The organism is Bradyrhizobium aeschynomenes (assembly GCF_013178945.1).
Lineage (GTDB): Bacteria > Pseudomonadota > Alphaproteobacteria > Rhizobiales > Xanthobacteraceae > Bradyrhizobium > Bradyrhizobium aeschynomenes.
On sequence record NZ_JABFDM010000003.1, the window covers coordinates 765,197 to 782,339 of the forward strand.

General features: G+C 64.8%; 14 protein-coding genes. 11 read left to right on the plus strand and 3 right to left on the minus strand.

The genetic code is table 11. From position 1 onward, the window contains the following. The first annotated feature begins 1 nt into the window (after window position 1). From HL666_RS12570 to HL666_RS12600, 7 genes are all read left to right on the plus strand, one after another. On the plus strand, window positions 2–904 hold the full coding sequence (locus HL666_RS12570; protein ID WP_172181696.1) for a carbohydrate ABC transporter permease: 903 nt from the start codon (window positions 2–4) through the stop codon (window positions 902–904). After that, window positions 904–1,710, plus strand: coding sequence for a carbohydrate ABC transporter permease (locus HL666_RS12575; RefSeq protein WP_172181698.1), 807 nt, complete (start codon window positions 904–906; stop codon window positions 1,708–1,710). Before HL666_RS12570 ends, HL666_RS12575 begins: the two co-directional genes overlap by 1 nt. Before the next feature lie 202 nt (window positions 1,711–1,912). Then, window positions 1,913–2,242 carry a DUF2160 domain-containing protein gene (locus HL666_RS12580; protein ID WP_172114125.1) on the plus strand — a complete coding sequence of 110 codons (330 nt, stop codon included), beginning with the start codon at window positions 1,913–1,915 and terminating at the stop codon, window positions 2,240–2,242. A gap of 125 nt (window positions 2,243–2,367) precedes the next feature. Further along, entirely contained in the window at window positions 2,368–4,110 is a 1,743-nt protein-coding gene (locus tag HL666_RS12585; RefSeq protein ID WP_172114203.1) for an ABC transporter substrate-binding protein, read from the plus strand. A gap of 335 nt (window positions 4,111–4,445) precedes the next feature. Then, a complete protein-coding gene (exbB, locus tag HL666_RS12590) occupies window positions 4,446–5,222 on the plus strand; it encodes a tonB-system energizer ExbB (RefSeq protein ID WP_172114126.1) in 777 nt (258 codons plus the stop codon). Between the two features lie 3 nt (window positions 5,223–5,225). Beyond that, window positions 5,226–5,651, plus strand: coding sequence for a TonB system transport protein ExbD (gene exbD / locus HL666_RS12595; protein ID WP_172114127.1), 426 nt, complete (start codon window positions 5,226–5,228; stop codon window positions 5,649–5,651). Continuing rightward, the gene (locus HL666_RS12600) at window positions 5,648–6,598 is read left to right on the plus strand and encodes an energy transducer TonB (protein WP_172181700.1); all 951 of its coding nucleotides are present in this window, start codon (window positions 5,648–5,650) and stop codon (window positions 6,596–6,598) included. Before exbD ends, HL666_RS12600 begins: the two co-directional genes overlap by 4 nt. 20 nt (window positions 6,599–6,618) lie before the next feature. On the opposite strand, the gene HL666_RS12605 is transcribed toward HL666_RS12600, so the two are convergent. After that, complete coding sequence (locus tag HL666_RS12605) at window positions 6,619–6,960, minus strand: hypothetical protein (protein ID WP_172114129.1); 342 nt, start codon at window positions 6,958–6,960, stop codon at window positions 6,619–6,621. Window positions 6,961–7,020: 60 nt separating this feature from the next. Continuing rightward, complete coding sequence (locus HL666_RS12610; protein WP_210261852.1) at window positions 7,021–7,917, minus strand: hypothetical protein; 897 nt, start codon at window positions 7,915–7,917, stop codon at window positions 7,021–7,023. A gap of 957 nt (window positions 7,918–8,874) precedes the next feature. Here HL666_RS12610 and lanM point away from each other — a divergent pair. Next, on the plus strand, window positions 8,875–9,270 hold the full coding sequence (gene lanM / locus HL666_RS12615) for a lanmodulin LanM (protein WP_488225957.1): 396 nt from the start codon (window positions 8,875–8,877) through the stop codon (window positions 9,268–9,270). A gap of 131 nt (window positions 9,271–9,401) precedes the next feature. Here lanM and HL666_RS12620 read toward each other — a convergent pair whose 3' ends face one another. Then, entirely contained in the window at window positions 9,402–10,037 is a 636-nt protein-coding gene (locus tag HL666_RS12620; protein ID WP_172114130.1) for a response regulator transcription factor, read from the minus strand. A gap of 308 nt (window positions 10,038–10,345) precedes the next feature. Between HL666_RS12620 and HL666_RS12625 the strand changes: the two genes are divergently transcribed. From HL666_RS12625 to HL666_RS12635, 3 genes are all read left to right on the plus strand, one after another. Continuing rightward, window positions 10,346–12,721: a TonB-dependent receptor gene (locus HL666_RS12625; RefSeq protein WP_172181702.1), complete on the plus strand. Its 2,376-nt coding sequence runs from the start codon at window positions 10,346–10,348 to the stop codon at window positions 12,719–12,721. 435 nt (window positions 12,722–13,156) lie between these two features. Next, complete coding sequence (locus tag HL666_RS12630; protein WP_246741527.1) at window positions 13,157–16,120, plus strand: autotransporter family protein; 2,964 nt, start codon at window positions 13,157–13,159, stop codon at window positions 16,118–16,120. Between the two features lie 500 nt (window positions 16,121–16,620). After that, window positions 16,621–17,028: a hypothetical protein gene (locus tag HL666_RS12635; protein WP_172114207.1), complete on the plus strand. Its 408-nt coding sequence runs from the start codon at window positions 16,621–16,623 to the stop codon at window positions 17,026–17,028. Window positions 17,029–17,143: the final 115 nt, after the last annotated feature.

The following is a 17,143-nucleotide window of genomic DNA, read 5'->3' on the forward strand; positions in this document are numbered from 1 at the left end:
GATGGACAAGACCATCAACAACAAGGCCTGGTTCCTGGTCCTGCCGGTGTTCCTGCTGGTCGCGTTCTCCGCGATCCTGCCACTGATGACGGTGGTGAACTATTCGATGCAGGACACCTTCGGTAACAACCAGTTCTTCTGGAACGGCGTCGGCTGGTTCAAGGAGCTGCTCGATCCCTCCACCGATCTGGGCGGTCGCTTCCTGGCCTCGCTCGGCCGCAACCTGATCTTCTCGCTCGCGATCCTCGCCATCGAGGTGCCGCTCGGCATCGTCGTGGCGCTGTCGATGCCGCGGGCGGGGTGGACCGTCGCGTTCTGCCTCGTCGTGCTGGCGCTGCCGCTGCTGATTCCGTGGAACGTGGTCGGCACCATCTGGCAGATCTTCGGCCGGCCCGACATCGGATTGCTCGGCTACACGCTGACGAGCATGGGGATCGACTACAATTACGTCTCCAACGATCTCGACGCCTGGTTCACCGTCATCATCATGGATGTCTGGCACTGGACCAGCCTGGTGGCGCTGCTGTGCTATGCCGGCCTGAAGTCGATTCCGGACGCCTATTACCAGGCGGCGCAGATCGACGGCGCCTCGCGCTGGGCGGTGTTCACCGCGATCCAGCTGCCGAAGATGCACCGCGTGCTGCTGATCGCGGTGCTCTTGCGCTTCATGGACAGCTTCATGATCTACACCGAGCCGTTCGTGGTCACCGGCGGCGGGCCGGGCAACTCCACCACCTTCATCTCGATCGAGCTCGTCAAGATCGCGCTCGGCCAGTTCGACCTCGGCAAGGCGGCCGCGCTGTCGCTGGTCTACAACCTGATCATCCTGATCGTCTGCTGGGTGTTCTACACCATCATGACCAATGCCGGCGCCGAGCGCCGGCCGACGGAAGGAGGCGCGTGATGAACACGATTCCGGGCCGTCGCATCATCATCTCGCTGTTCCTGGTCTTCCTGCTGTTGCCGATCTACTGGCTCGTCAACATGAGCTTCAAGACCAACAACGAGATCGTCACGACGATGACGCTGTGGCCGCATCAGCCGACCATCGCCAACTACATGCGGATCTTCACCGACGAGAGCTGGTATTCCGGCTATATCAACTCGCTGAAATACGTGATCCTCAACACGGTGATCTCGATCCTGGTGGCGCTGCCGGCGGCCTACGCGTTCTCGCGCTACCGCTTCCTCGGCGACAAGCACCTGTTCTTCTGGCTGCTGTCCAACCGGATGGCACCGGCCGCGGTCTATGCGCTGCCGTTCTTCAACCTCTATTCGGCGATCGGCCTGTTCGATACGCCCTGGGCGGTGGCGCTGGCGCATTGCATCTTCAACATTCCCTTGGCGGTGTGGATCCTCGAGGGCTTCGTGTCCTCGGTGCCGCGCGAGATCGACGAGACGGCGTTCCTCGACGGCTATTCGTTCCCGCGGTTCTTCGCGAAGATCCTGGTGCCGCTGATCGCAAGCGGCATCGGCGTCGCCGCCTTCTTCTGCTTCATGTTCTCCTGGGTCGAATTGCTGCTCGCGCGCACCTTGACCTCGGTCGATGCCAAGCCGATTTCGGCGGTGATGACCCGCACCGTCTCGGCATCGGGCATGGACTGGGGCCTGCTGGCCGCCGCCGGCGTGCTCACGATCATCCCGGGCGCGCTCGTCATCTGGTTCGTCCGCAACTACATCGCGCGCGGCTTCGCGCTGGGGCGGGTGTGATGATGGGGCAAGCCGATAGCTCCAAGCTCGCTGCGCTCCCTCCCCCCTTGTGGGGGAGGGTCGGGGAGGGGGGTACCCCACGGGAAGTCTTCGTGTGGACCCCCACCCCCGGCCCCTCCCCGCAAGGGGGAGGGGAGCGCACCGTCTTGGGCGCAGCAGCTTGGTCCTCATTCTGCACTTGTGAAGCCTGGAGCTGATAGCCATGGACAGCATCGCATGGATGGCCTGGACCGCGCCGACGGCGATCTTCTTTGCCGCGCTGGCCTGCACGCTCGGCGTCATGACTGCGCTTGCCGCGCGGTATCCGGAGGCCGAGCGGGTCGGCGTGCTGCGCATTCCGACCACGCGCGGCGACCGGCTGTTCATCTCGCTGATAACTGCCGCCGTTATCCATCTGGCATGGATTGGTCTGGTCGGCACCGACACGATTGCGTCCTTGCCGATTGGCGAGGAAGGATTTGAGGTTTCGAGCCTGTGGCTCGCGACCGCAATTTCGCTTGCGTCTGCCGTTGCGATCTTTCGCACCGTCTGACGCGAGCGAAGAAGGGCAGATCCGGGGCCAACCCGGACCTGGAATATATCCGTCGCTGCTAGGAGGAAACCATGCGACACTTGAAACGTAGGAAGCAACACCTGAACAAGGCCGGCTATCTTGCGATGACCAGCGCGGTAGCGCTGTTTGCCGCGACCATGACGTTGTCCCTTCCGGCGCGCGCCGACGACGCGACGATCCAGAAGTGGATCGACAGCGAGTTCCAGCCGTCGACCCTCTCGAAGGAAGAGCAGCTGAAGGAGCTGCAGTGGTTCGCGAAAGCCGCTGAGCCCTTCAAGGGCATGGAGATCAACGTCGTCTCCGAGACCATCACCACCCACGAGTACGAAGCCAAGACCCTGGCCAAGGCCTTCAGCGAGATCACCGGCATCAAGCTGAAGCACGACCTGATCCAGGAAGGCGACGTGGTCGAGAAGCTGCAGACGCAGATGCAGTCCGGCAAGAACGTCTATGACGGCTGGATCAACGACTCCGACCTGATCGGCACCCACTTCCGCTACGGCCAGACCGTGGCGCTGTCGGACTACATGAAGGGCGAGGGCAAGGACGTCACCAATCCCGGTCTCGACGTCAACGACTTCATCGGCAAGTCGTTCACGACCGGCCCGGACGGCAAGCTCTATCAGCTGCCCGTCCAGCAGTTCGCCAACCTGTATTGGTTCCGCTACGACTGGTTCACCAACCCGGACTACAAGGCCAAGTTCAAGGCCAAGTATGGCTACGACCTCGGCGTGCCCGTGAACTGGTCCGCCTATGAGGACATCGCGGAGTTCTTCACCAACGACGTCAAGGAGATCAACGGCGTCAAGGTCTATGGCCACATGGACTACGGCAAGAAGGATCCCTCGCTCGGCTGGCGCTTCACCGACGCCTGGCTGTCGATGGCCGGCAACGGCGACAAGGGCATCCCGAACGGCCTGCCGGTCGACGAATGGGGCATCCGCATGGAAGGCTGCCGTCCGGTCGGCTCCTCGGTCGAGCGCGGCGGCGACACCAACGGTCCGGCCGCGGTCTACTCGATCGCGAAGTACCTCGACTGGATGAAGAAGTATGCGCCACCGCAGGCGCAAGGCATGACCTTCTCCGAGGCCGGCCCGGTGCCGGCGCAGGGCAACGTTGCCCAGCAGATCTTCTGGTACACCGCCTTCACCGCCGACATGGTGAAGCCCGGCCTGCCGGTCGTGAATGCGGACGGCACGCCGAAGTGGCGCATGGCTCCGTCGCCGCACGGCTCCTACTGGAAGGAGGGCATGAAGCTCGGCTACCAGGACGCCGGTTCTGCGACGCTTCTGAAGTCGACCCCGCCGGATCGCCGCAAGGCCGCCTGGCTGTATCTGCAGTTCATCGTGTCGAAGTCGGTGTCTCTCAAGAAGAGCCATGTCGGCCTTACCTTCATCCGTGAATCCGACATCTGGGACAAGTCGTTCACCGAGCGTGCGCCGAAGCTCGGCGGCCTGATCGAGTTCTACCGCTCGCCCGCGCGCGTGCAGTGGACCCCGACCGGGAACAACGTGCCCGACTATCCGAAGCTGGCGCAGCTGTGGTGGCAGAACATCGGCGATGCGTCGTCCGGTGCGAAGACCCCGCAGCAGGCGATGGACGCGCTCGCGGCCGCTCAGGACTCCGTCCTCGAGCGTCTGGAGAAGTCCAAGGTGCAGGGTGAGTGCGGTCCGAAGCTGAACAAGAAGGAATCAGCCGAGTTCTGGTTCAACAAGTCGGCCAAGGACGGCAACATCGCTCCGCAGCGCAAGCTCGCGAACGAGAAGCCGAAGGGCGAGACCGTCGACTACGACACGCTGATCAAGTCGTGGCCGGCGACCCCGCCGAAGCGCGCCGAGGCCAAGTAACCGCCTGACAACAGCGATCGCCCGCTCGACCGGGCGATCCAGTCACCTGAGGCCGGGAGCAATCCCGGCCTTTTCTATTGCCGGCGATTTGAGCGGCGCGCCCGTCTCGTCCGGGAATTATTCCCGGATCACATGGGACATATTCCACGCGCCAAGTGCCTTGAAGGCGATGACCACAGGCGGCACTCTTTCTTCACCGGCATCGTTGCCATTTCGCCGCGACTTTGCCCCAACGACGCGAAACAACAAGGCCTCGACACGATCCGGCGTTGCTTTATGCGATCAGGCGCCGGCATCGCGATCAGCAATCACGGGGCCATCGAGGGAGTACGGCCATGGATCAGGCGCACATCGCCAATATCGCGAGCACGCTGCCGGAAGCGTTGTCGCCCTGGACCATGTTCATGCAGGCCGACGTCGTCGTGAAGGCCGTCATGATCGGGCTTGCGCTGGCGTCGGTGGCGACCTGGACCGTGCTGGTGGTGAAGACCATTCAGCTTCGCTCGGCGTTGCGCGCGGCCCGCAATGCGCTCGGCACCGCGATGGCGGCGCGCGCCTTGTCCGATGCGTCGGGCCGGATTTCCGCCGAGGATGGTGTCGTCGGCCGGCTGCTGGCCGTGGCCGACGACGAGATCGACAAGTCGCGCGGACTGCCCGCCGACGGCATCAAGGAGCGCGTCTCCTGGCAGTTCGAGCGGATCGAGGCGGCAGCGGTCGCGCGGATCGGGCGCGGCATCGGCATTCTCGCGACCGTGGGTGCCGTTGGACCGTTCGTCGGCCTGTTCGGCACCGTCTGGGGCATCATGAACAGCTTCATCGGCATCTCACATGCCCACACGACCAATCTCGCGGTGGTCGCACCGGGCATTGCGGAGGCGCTGCTCGCCACCGCCTTCGGCCTCGCCGCAGCTATTCCTGCCGTCGTCATCTACAACCTGTTCGCGCGCGCGACCGGCGGTTATCGCGCTGTGATCGCCGATGCCTCCGTGGCGGTGATGCGCCTGCTCAGCCGCGATCTCGACCGGCAGCATTCCGGGCCTGCCGAGGCGCGGCGCAGCGCCATCCGCGCCGTGGACGCGCCGATGCTGTCGATCGCCAATCCCGCGGAGTGAGCCATGGCCGTCAAGCTTGCCCGGCGCACCGATGAGTTCGAGGAGACGCACGACATCAACGTGACGCCGTTCATCGATGTCATGCTGGTGCTCCTGATCATCTTCATGGTGGCCGCGCCGCTCGCCACCGTCGACATCCCCGTCAACCTGCCGGCGATTTCGGCCGAGCCGCAGCCGCGCGCGGAGACGCCCGTCTTCGTGACCTTCAAGGCCGACCGCTCGCTCGCGGTCGGCGATCAGGGCGTCGCGCAGGCCGACATCGCGGCCTCCCTCGACGCCGCGACCAAGTCCGATCATGGCCAGCGCGTGCTGCTGCGTGCCGACCAGACGCTGCCCTATGGCGAGGTGATGGCGCTGATGAACACGCTGCGCCGCGCCGGCTACACGAAGGTGGCGCTGGTCGCCTTGGAAGACCGGGGCGCGCAGTGAGCGTCCTGACGCTCGATCCGTTCGACCATGAGGAGCGCCGCGAGCGGACGCTGTGGACCGTCGCTGCACTGGTGGTGGCTGGGCTGCATGTCGGGGTCGCCGCCGGCTATTTGTTGCTGCGTGCCGCACCGCTTGGACGTGCCGAGGCGCCGGCGTTCGATGTGGTGTTCACCCCGGCAGTCGTGAGCGAGCCGGCGGCCCCGGCGCAGGAAGCACCGGCGGCGGATCCGACCCCTCCGGTGGAGCCGCCGCAGGAAGAGCCGCTCAAGGAGGAGCCGGTTGCCCGCGAGGCCGTCGCGGATCCGGTGCCGCAACCTCAGCCTGACCCGGAGCCGCAGGTGACGGCCCAGCCGGAGCCGGTGCCGGAGGTGATTGCCTCGCCAGAGCCGATGCCGCAGGTCGCGCTTGCGCCCGAGCCGCCGCGCGCGGATGACGTCGTGCTGCCGCCCCCGCCGCCGCCCAAACCGATCGAGGCGAAGCCGCCGGAGCCGAAACCTGCTCCGGCGCCCGAGCGCGTCGAGCGCAAGCCGGTCGAGAAGAAGGAGGCGAGGGAGAAGGCCGAGAAGAAGCCCGCGCCGCCGAAGCCGGCTGCCGCGGCGCCGAGCCGGCCGTCACGCGTGGCGTCTGCGCCAAATCCCGGCGAGGACAGCGTCGGCTCGCGTGAGGGACAGGCGTCCTGGAACGCGGAAGTGGTGGCGCATATCCGCCGTTATGTTGCCTATCCATCCGACGGCAACGGCGCCAGCGGCACGGCGACGGTCAGCGTCGTCATCGATCGCAACGGCCGGCTGCTGTCGCGCCGGCTCAGCCGCAGTTCGGGCTCTCCGGCGCTGGACCGCGCGGCGCTGTCCATCATCGATCGCGCCGCGCCGTTTCCGCGCTTTCCTCCCGTCATGAGGCAGGCGCAGGAGTCGCGCACGGTGCCGCTCAACATGAGGCCGCGCTGAGCGGCCTCATCGCGTGCAGTCTACTTCGAGCATTCCGTCAGATCGGTGTCGCGCACGACGAACTGCGCGCCTTCCTTGAGCTCGATGTTCTTGGCGACGCAGGTGCGGCCGCCTTGTTCGGACAGCTTGATGTCGTAGCGGCCCGACTTCACGCCAACCAAGGTCATGCGCTCGTTGTGGTCGACCATGCCTTCGTCGTCGTTCTTGCACTGATCGGCGCCCCAGTTCTTGGTGCCGGCGGCCGCCAGATACATCTTCACGATGGTCTGGCCGGTGCGGTTGAGAAAGCGCGGACCGTCTTCGGCGTAAGCGGCAGAGCCTGCCAGTGCGAGCATGGCGCAGGCGGTGACAAGGCGACGCATGACGAGTGTCCTTTTCTTATGATTGAGGATTGAGATGAGGAGCCGGCAGCGGGGCCGAGGTCAGAAATCCTTGCCGATGCTGGTCTTGACCGCGAGGCCGCGCGAATTGTTGGTCAGGCCGTAGCCGACGCCGAAGCTGAACTCGAAACCTTTGAACCTGGTGTCGGCAACGGCGTAGAGCGTCTGCATCTGCTGATGCCACGGCAGGACGTGGCCGAGCGGTCCGAGGTTGGCGAAATGCTCGATGCCGACGGTCCAGCGGTCGTTCAGGCGCTTGACGAAACGGATCGAGGGCTCGAAGGCCGAGCCGGCACCGACGACGCCGAAGGTCATGTTGGCATTGAAGATCAGCTGATAGTCGTTGGGCAGGTTGACGCCGACGATCGGCGTGATCATCTGCGCCACGCGCGGCGTCGCCTCCTGCACGAAGCGCGGCGCACCGGGTTGGCCGGCGCCGGCCTTGTTGGCAACCCACAGATCCGGCGTGAGCCCGCCCTGCGGCGCCAGGATCGTGCGCGAGACGAGACCGACGAACACCGTGCGTTCGAGCCGGTCGCCCTGGATGAAGGTCTGGCGGATCGTGACGCCGCCGGACTGGAATGAGTAGCCGGGCACGCCGTTGTCCATCACGTTGCCCAGCGCCATCGGCACGTTGGCGCGCGCGAACGCATAAGGCGAGGTCAGGGCGATCTCGTACCATTCGGTCGGCGAGTAGCCGATCTCGGTCTCACCGGTGAGCGCGCGCTGCGGCACGCGCCGTCCGCCGTTCTGCTGCGGATTGAACGTCGTGAGATAGCCGAAGCGTTGCTCGACCTGAAAATGTCCGGGCGAGGCAGGATCGTTGCCCTGAATCTCCTCGGCCGCGGCGGCGAATGGCGACAGCAGGACGGCACAGGCGATGGCGCGGCAGACCCATCGTCCCGCCCGGCCTACCCTTGTCTGATCCGTCGACGCCATTGTCCCCGCACTCCCCTCGCTGACGAACTAACGAGTCGGCACGGCGAAAACATGCGGCGGTCCCGGCTGAAAGGTGACACAATCGGGAAACGATCAGTTGCGTATCGCCGCATTTTGTCGTCCGGTTGCAGGCGTCAGCGGCAATAGGGATGTTTTGGCAAGTCGATCGGGAGTTTTTGACCGATCGAATATGGCGCTGGAGTCGCGAGTGAATCTCAGCTCGGTGATGAATGTGGCGCGTTGCAAACACATTCAGGTCATAGAGCGATGGAAGACATGCATTGCAACTCGCGTTGCTGATTGTCGGATCAGCCAGGGATCGGATACGCCCGTGATTCACGCTAACGATCAACGTCGTCGCACGTCCGCGCGGCCCGCCCGGCGGCTTGCTGTGGTGATCACCGTGACGCTGTTCGCCTTGATGAGCCTGTCTGAACCCGGTCTTGCGCGGGAGAAGCTGCTGCGCGAAGATCTCGAAGCCTGGTGGAGCCAGTTGCAGGCCAGGAAGGACGCGGCCAGGAAAACATGTACCGAGTCCACCGCGGCGGGCTGCGGCCGCCGTCAGACCGCGCGGTCTCGGAACGGTGGCGCAGAAGCGATGACTCAAGGGGACGCCTCTGCCCACACCACGCGGCACCTTCCCCGAACGAGCAGGCGCGAACGTGGCGTGACCGCCAATGCCCGGGCCGAGGCGCGAGACAACGCCGACAACTCGGACACGAGGCCCCGCCGCGATCGCCCCGGGAGATACTTCCTACACGGTCCCAGGTTCTAGTCCCGACACGGCAGCGGTATTTTCCCGCGCGCCGGCTTCTTGCACTTGCGAAAGAGCGGAACCTCGCCTAGTTCCATGGGGTGCATGTCGTGTCGCCGGAGAACCAGCGACGCTCGCATACGTTGTTACTGCACCCCTTCATCGCCGCCCCGACCGGACGGCGGAGACAAAGGATCAATTCGATGAACTGGAAACTGATGACGACGGCCGCCGCGGTTGGCATGGCCGCGATCGTCGGCACCGCGACGGTGGCGGTCAGTGCGCCCGCTCCCTCCAAGCTGCTGACCTCGATCGATCCCGACAAGGACGGCACCGCCGACATGAACGAGATCCGCGCGGCTGCTGGTGCGCTGTTCGACAAGCTCGACCGTGACCATGACGGCACGCTCGATGCCAAGGAGTTGCGCGGCCGCGTCTCGGCCAAGGACCTGAAGGCCGCTGATCCGGACAATGACGGCACGCTGACCAAGGACGAGTATCTCGCGCTGGTGGCCGGCCGCTTCAAGGCAGCCGACCCGGACAATGACGGCACGCTCGATTCGAAAGAGCTGAAGTCGGTGGCCAAGCTGCTGAAGTGAGCGCGGGTTCCGCGCGAATTGCGACGACGGATGCCAAGGGCCTGCGAAGACGCGATCGTCGCGGGCCCTTCGACTTTCAGCGCATCCGCATCACTGCTCAGCGGATCTGGCGATCCGCGGCGGGCACGCGCTCACAGGCCCGGGCGGGACATCTCGACGGCCAAGCGAACCAGGTCGGGCAGGCTGCGCGCGCCGAGCTTCTGCCGCAACCGGTAGGTCAGGTTGATGACCGTCTTGTAGCTGATCCCGAGATGATCGGCGATCGCCTGGTAGGATTTCGCCTCGGCCAGTAGCGCGAGCGCCTGACGCTCACGCGGCGTTAGCGACGTCGCCTCCGTTCCATCGGCCTCCTTGCGCAGCAGCGCGATGCGCATGGCCAGTTGCGGATCGAGATAGGTGCCGCCGGCCCGCACCTGCTCCAGCGCTTTCGGCAGCTCCTGCGGCGGTGCATCTTTCAGCAGGTAGCCGCTGGCGCCGGCCTCGATGGCGGAGCGGACGATGCGCGGATCGCCCAGCATGCTGAAGACCAGGATCCGGGGGCGGGGATCGTGGGATCGCATTCGCTCGATCAGGCCGATGCCGCCGAGGTCATCGCCCCGCAGGCGCAAATCGACGATGGCGACGTCGGGCGGATCGCGGAGATAGGCCGCGTACGCGCTCTCGGCGTCATGCGCCGCGGTCAGCGCGCCGATCCCGGCCTCGTTCAGCAGCCAGCGGCAGGCCGTGATCACGACCGGGTGGTCGTCGACGAGCAGAACGCGATACATCCGATGAAGGTCTCGCCCTTAGCGCCGGCTGCGCCGACGTCCATTATCATGCGAGTTCCCTTGCAAACCAGAACCGAGTGCGACAATGCGGCCGAGCCGAGGAGTAAGCTTGGCGAAATCGTCGCGAGTTTCCGGATCCGGGAAAAATGTCCCTAAAGCGGGAAGAATAATCCCCATTGCGGCAGTATTGGCCGCTGTTTACGAATGTTACCGTTCATATTCTGTTGGAATTGACTGGTTTCGGCACGTGTGAGGCTCAGGGGCGTGAGCTGTTGCCGGGATCGGTCGACAAGAAACTGGGGGACGTCTTGACCAGACTCTCGGCGCTGAAGAGCGCTCTTCTCGCGACGTGCGCGTTGCTGCCTACGGCTGCCTTCGCGCAGCAGACATTGGAGACCATCGAGGTGGTCGGCGTCTCGCCCGTCCAGGGCAGCGAAATGGCGAAGGACAAGATTCCGTCCAACGTGCAGACGATCACCGCGAGGGATCTCGACCGCACCCGGACCCCGTCGCTGCTCGACGGCATCCTGCAATCGGTGCCCGGCGTCTCGCTGAGCGACCAGACCGGCAACCCGTTCCAGCGCGACCTCGATTATCGTGGGCAGACTGCCTCGCCCGTGCTCGGCACGCCGCAGGGCATCGCCGTCTACCAGAACGGCACCCGCATCAACGAGGCCTTCGGCGACATCGTCAACTGGGACCTGATCCCGGAGATGGCGATCGCGCGCATGACCCTGATGCCGAACAATCCGCTGTTCGGCCTCAACGCCACCGGCGGCGCGATGTCCATCGAGATGAAGAACGGCTTCAACTACCAGGGCGCCGAGACCCAGCTGTTCGGCGGCTCGTTCGGCCGCATCCAGTCGGGCGCGCAATATGGCTGGAACAACGGCACCTACTCGGCCTATATCGCCGCCGAAGGTGCCTATGACCGCGGCTGGCGCGACTACTCGTCGGCCTCGCAGATCCGGCGCATGTATGCCGATTTCGGCGCGCGTGGCGACACGACCGAATTCCACCTCTCCTTCACCGGCGCCGACAACAAGCTCGGCTCGGTGGCGGCCACTCCGATCGAGATGCTGAACCGGCGCTGGTCCAGCGTCTACACCTGGCCGCAGTCGCTGCATCTGCAGATGCAGATGGTGCAGGCGAGCATGAAGTGGACGCCGACCGACACGCTGTCGATCCAGGCCAACGGTTACTACCGCAACTATAAATCGAAGCGTATCGACGGCAACGGCTCCGAGGTGGAGGATGACAATGGCGAGTTCGTCCTAGAGGACGCCGCCGGCACGGCGTGGGGCATCAACCGCAACGGTCCGGTCGCCAATACGCTGGCCGCCGACGTGGCTCTCGGCCAGATCGACCGCAACACCGTCAAGACCGCCAGCTATGGCGGCTCGCTGCAGGCGACCTCGACCACGCAGCTGTTCGGTCATGACAATCATTTCGTGGTCGGCGCCAGCGTCGATCACGGCAACACCAACTTCCAGGCCACCTCCGAGCTCGGCACCATCGACCAGAACCTGTTCGTCACCGGCCTCGGCGTCTACATCGATCAGCCGAATGCTGGCCTCGCGCCGGTCAACCTGAATGCCAAGAACACCTATCTCGGCATCTATGCCACCAACACTTTCGACATCACCTCGCAACTGGCGCTGACGGCGGGCGGACGCTTCAACTGGGCCCAGATCAACCTGCGCGACCAGAGCGGTTTCGCGCCGCTTCTCAACAGCAACAACAATTTCCAGCGCTTCAATCCGGTCGTCGGCCTGACCTACAAGATCACGCCGAACATGACCGCTTACGCCGGCTACTCGGAGGCCAACCGCGCGCCGACGCCGCTCGAGCTCGGCTGCTCGGATCCGGCCAATCCCTGTCTGATCGACAACTTCCTGATCGCCGATCCGCCGCTCAAGCAGGTGGTGTCGCGCACCATCGAAGGCGGCCTGCGCGGCGAGATCTCCGGCGGCCGCTCGGCGATGGCCGCCGATCTGCCGGCCTATCGCAAGGCGCCGATCAAGGCGGTCTCCGTCGACGACGGCTGGCGGCTGCGCTGGGGCCTCAGCGTGTTCCGCACCGAGAATTCGGACGACATCATCAACGTCGTGGATCCGGCCAATCCCGTGCGCGGCTATTTCAAGAACGCCGGCACCACCCTGCGGCAGGGCGTCGAGGCCAAGGTCGATCTCGCCTGGAACCGGTGGACCGCCTATGCCAACTACACCTTCATCGACGCCACCTTCCGCAGCGCCTTCGACGTCAACGACCCGTTCCTGGGCGTGCCCGTCGGCGTGGTCTCCGGCAACCACATCCCCGGCATTCCGGCGCATCGCCTGAAGCTCGGCGCCGAATATGCGGTGACCGATGCCTGGAAGGTCGGTGCGAGCCTCAACTATGTCGGCAGCCAGTATCTGCTGCGCGACGAGACCAACGTCTATCCGAAGGTTCCGTCCTATTGGGTCGTGAATCTCAATACGTCCTATCAGGTGACGAAGAACGTCGAGGTGTTCGGGCTGGTGCAGAACCTGTTCAACCAGCGCTACTATTCGGCGGGTGCCGTGTTCGATGTCGCCGGCTTCAACACGGCCGGTGGCGGCAACGCATTCGCGTTCAACGATCCGCGCAGCATGGTGCCGGGCATGCCGCTGGCTGCCTATGCGGGCATCCGGGCGAAGTTCTGAGCGTTCGGAACGGACCGCCAATAGACGATCGGCGCATCTGCGCCATGCCACGGAAGCCCCCCGCCGTGGCAAGAGGGCCGGGAGAAATCCCGGCCCTCTTTGTTTTTGCGCATGCCTTCGGTGGACTGCATCTCTGACGCGAAATCGGCTGGTTGCAATATGATCTGTCGTCATTAGTTGTTTGTCGAAGTGATTACTAATAAGTCGGTTGGAAAATGTCCCTGGTATTTCGAGAAACTTTCGCCGCGCTGGCTCACGTCAATATTTCGATACAATTTGGAACCAACAAGAAAGTGCATGTAATGCGTAAATTTGGGGCGTCAGGTGAAATCAAAGAGCAGAAAGCGCAGCGAAGCGGCTGCCGCAAGTTTCGTCTTGTTGTCGACATGGATGGTCGCGGGCGAAGCAAGGGCCGAGTGTACGACGCCCGGCCTGATGGTGACCTGCAGCGGGGCCATCACCTCCGCGGTCACGGTGTATGACGCGGCCGCTGCAATGGCGCCGACGAACGGCAGCAATGCCTACACGCCGGCCAACCCGGCCTTTCCCGCCACTGGTTACAATCCGAATCCGCCGACGACCACCATCACCCTGGATGCGACGGCGATCCGCAATCTCACCACCAGCAATCAGACCGGTCTTGCCAACCGCGGCATGATCGTGGCCAACTTCTCCAATGATGAAGATCCGGCGGTCAACAACGTCGTCATCAACAATGCGGGCTGGCTCGGACTCACCGTCACCCAGCTCAGCGCTGGACGGCTGCACGTCATCGTCGCCGACAGCCAGGTCAACAGATTCACGGTCAACAACACCGGAACGCTCGCCGTCACCCAGAATTCGTTCGGCACCTTCAATGCGGCGAATCTGAACGTCTCGATCGGCACGACCGCGACGGGACGCTATGGCAGCACCAACCTGCCGATCATCTCGTCGCTGTTTTCGGACGACAACACCAACAGCTTCGTGGTCAACAACCGGGCCGGTGGCACGATCTCGGCAACGGGCAATTTCGCGGCGGCCTATTACGGCCGTGCCGACACGACGATTGCCAACTCGGGCACGATCGCCAACACCAGCTGGACCGCGGCGAGCCGGTTCTACGATGGCCATTGGGCCATCGCGGCCTTCGCCGGCGCCGAGTTCGAGACCATTCCCGGCAGCAACCCTGACTCGCCGCTCTACAAGTTCGACTCGAACGGAAACGTCACCGTCGCCGAAACCAAGGCGCTGACCCTGACCAACAACGCCAGCGGCGTCATCAAAGGCGATATTCTCGCGCTGGACACCAACCCGCTGACCACGGCCGCAGGTCTTGCCGCAGGCTCGACCTTCCCGCTGACGGGCAGCGGCTCGAACTCGGGCCCGCGTGACAGCGTCATCGCCAATGCCGGCCTGATCCAGGGCAACATCTATCTCGGCTCGGGCGAGCACGAGGTGACCAACAGCGGCACGATCTCGGGATCGATCTCGGTCGATCAGAGCGCCTCGCGCGGATCATTCGCCAAGGGGACGGCGGGTACGGTCGCCGGAACCTTCGCCAGCTCCGGCGCCGGGACCGACGCCAACGGCAACGCCTGTCCGGCCGCGGGCACCAACACCACCGATCCGCTGTGCGCCGCCACCACCAATGTCGCCGCCACCTTCTTCGGCGAGCGCGTCTTCAACCTGGTCAACACGGGCAAGCTCGGCGGCGACATCGTGATCAACGATCAGGATGACGCCACCAACACCATCCTGCTCAAGGGCACGGGCTTCAGCGGCAACGTCATCGCCCAGAATGGACTTGGCACGAACGCGCTGACGCTCGACGGCGTGACAAGTCTCGCCAGCGTCGTCAATTTCGGCATGCTCGATCTGATGAAGTCGCAGGTCACGGTCAATGGTGTGGCCGGAGTCCAGCTGGTCGACGGTGCGGTGCTGAGGACGACGATCTTCGGACCCGGCGGCACCGCCGTCTCGCCCTCGGCGAAGCTCGGCAGTATCACGGGTACGTTGACCTTTGCCGGCGCGGGCACGGTTGCCCCGACGCTACAGGGTATCGTGCGCAATGGCGATGTGTACCGGGTGGCGACCTCGGTGTCGGGGACGCCGCTCGACGTCGACTTCTCCAGCGCGCTCGTGGGATTCACCGCCGATACGGCCACGGGCGCTCTGCTGCTGAACGCAACGGTGCGGTCGCCGTCCACCATTGCCGGCATCTCGCCGAGCAGCCTCGCTGCGCTGAATGGCCTGTTCGGCTATGCCGGCAGCAATGCGCAGGTGCAGGCGCTGGGCGGCGCCGTCCAGAGCCTCGGCTCCGACCGCGAGCTGCGCAACGCCGGCGATCAACTCCGTCCGTTCGTGAACGGCGCGCAGGTCCAGGTGCCGCTCAGCACCGCAGCGCTGTTCCAGGGGCAGATCGACAATCGCCTCACGGCCGCAGCCGTGGGGCCGTCCGCCAATTCGCGCGTCGCCTCGGCCTTCGCGTCCGAGACCGATCCATTGACGTCGATGCTGATGGCGTATGGCGCCACCAAGGCTCGTCCGGCTCTGAAGGCGCCGGCCATCGCGCCAGAGCCCGAGCGCAGCGTATGGGGAAGCCTGATCGGCACCAACGTGTCGCAGCACGACGTGGCCGGAGTCGCCGGCTATTCGGGCAACACCGGCGGTCTCGTCGCGGGCATCGATCAGCGGATCGACAGTGCGTTCCGCGTCGGCGCCGCGTTCGGTTACGCCACCAGCAGCATGGACGATCGAACCGCTGCAGGCGATGCGGTGGGGATGCAGCACTATCAGGGCACGGTCTACGGCGCCTATGTCCAGCCGTCCTGGTACGTCAACGGCTCTGCCGGCCTCGCTCTGGTCGACTACACGACCACGCGCCGCATCAATTTCGCGGGCTTCACCGACGCCGCGTCGGGCAACCACAAGGGCTGGCTGAGCTTGGTGCGCGGCGAGTTCGGCGTTCCGGTCAAGCTCGGCGAGGCCGTGCTGACGCCGTTCGCAGGCGTGACCTACGCCCGTCTCGATCAGCAGGCCTATACGGAGACCAGCGCCGCCGGCGCAGCGCTGACGGTCGCCAAGCAGACCACCAATTCGGTGCGCTCCAATCTCGGCGTCCGCTCGACCGTGCCACTGCTGGTCACATCCACCTACGGCTTCGGACTGGAGACGCTGGCCGCCTGGCGGCACGAGTTCGGCAACACCGCCCAGAACGTGACGGCGAGCTTCGCCGGCGGCGGTGCGAGCTTCGTCGCCGCCGGTCCGTCGCCCGAACGCAACCTCGCCGAGCTCGGCGCCGCGCTGAAGCTGGTGGCCTTCGGAGAACGCCAGTCCATCTCGCTCGGCTACAATGCCGTCATGGGCAGCCAGTATCTCGAACAGTCCGCCGTGCTGAAGGTGCGCGCGGAGTTTTGATCAGCGGCGTTTGCGCCATGTGTAGATAGGCACGAGGGCCGGGAGCGATCCCGGCCCTTTGCGCGCGTGTCGCCACCGGTGACCGTGCTGCTCAGTCCGCTCTGCTGCCTGCGCTCGCAACCTGGTGCTTTGGCGCAGTACGCCACGGCCCAACGATGGGATCGCGACTGCCTCGGCGTGCTGGATCGCCCCGTTCAAGCCGGCGACGACGGCGCAAGGTGGCGCACGCAGATGACGGTCTCGTACGCCCATGCGTTCTCATGCGCGAGACGCTCTCGATGTGTGAGTCCCATCGAGATGGACGCGCGCCATCGATCGAGCACGGACGCATGAGCATGGAGATGCAGGAATACGTCCCGGCGTCCCGGTGAATGAATCTGCCCTGCATCCAGAAAATTGGGAGATCGACGCGATCGCCATGGATCGTCGTTGATGACTGCGAACTTATGCCACGAAGATCGACGAGCTATTGCCCATCTCTCGCATCGAACAATGAGGTGATGGATATGAGCGGCCAGTCATCGAGGTCCCTAGCTGTTGTTTCCGCAGCGGCGCTCGCGATCGGCCTCGCGTCGTGTTCGTGGCTGCTCCCCGCCGCGATGGCGCGCGATGTCGATGGACGCTATGCCAACTCGCCGCTCAAGAGCTGGTTCGAGAAATTGCGCTCGGCGAAGGGGCCGTGCTGCTCGGATGCCGATGGCACGGCGCTGTCGGACATGGACTGGGACATGAAGGACGGACGCTATCGCGTTCGCATCGAAGGTCAGTGGTGGATCGTTCCGGACGAAGCCGTGGTGACCGAGCCCAATCGTGCCGGGCGGACCATGGTGTGGCCGGTATATTATCGCGAGCTCAACACCGGCCTGCGCATCGATGTGCGCTGCTTCCTGCCGGGAAGCATGACGTAGTTGGAACGACAGGTCGTGAGCACGGGGGGGGGGGCAAAGGCGCGGGCGAGATATCGCGTCAGACGCGGTCTCGCCTTGCGCCGGGCCCACCACTGCCAGCGTGGACGCAGGAGGG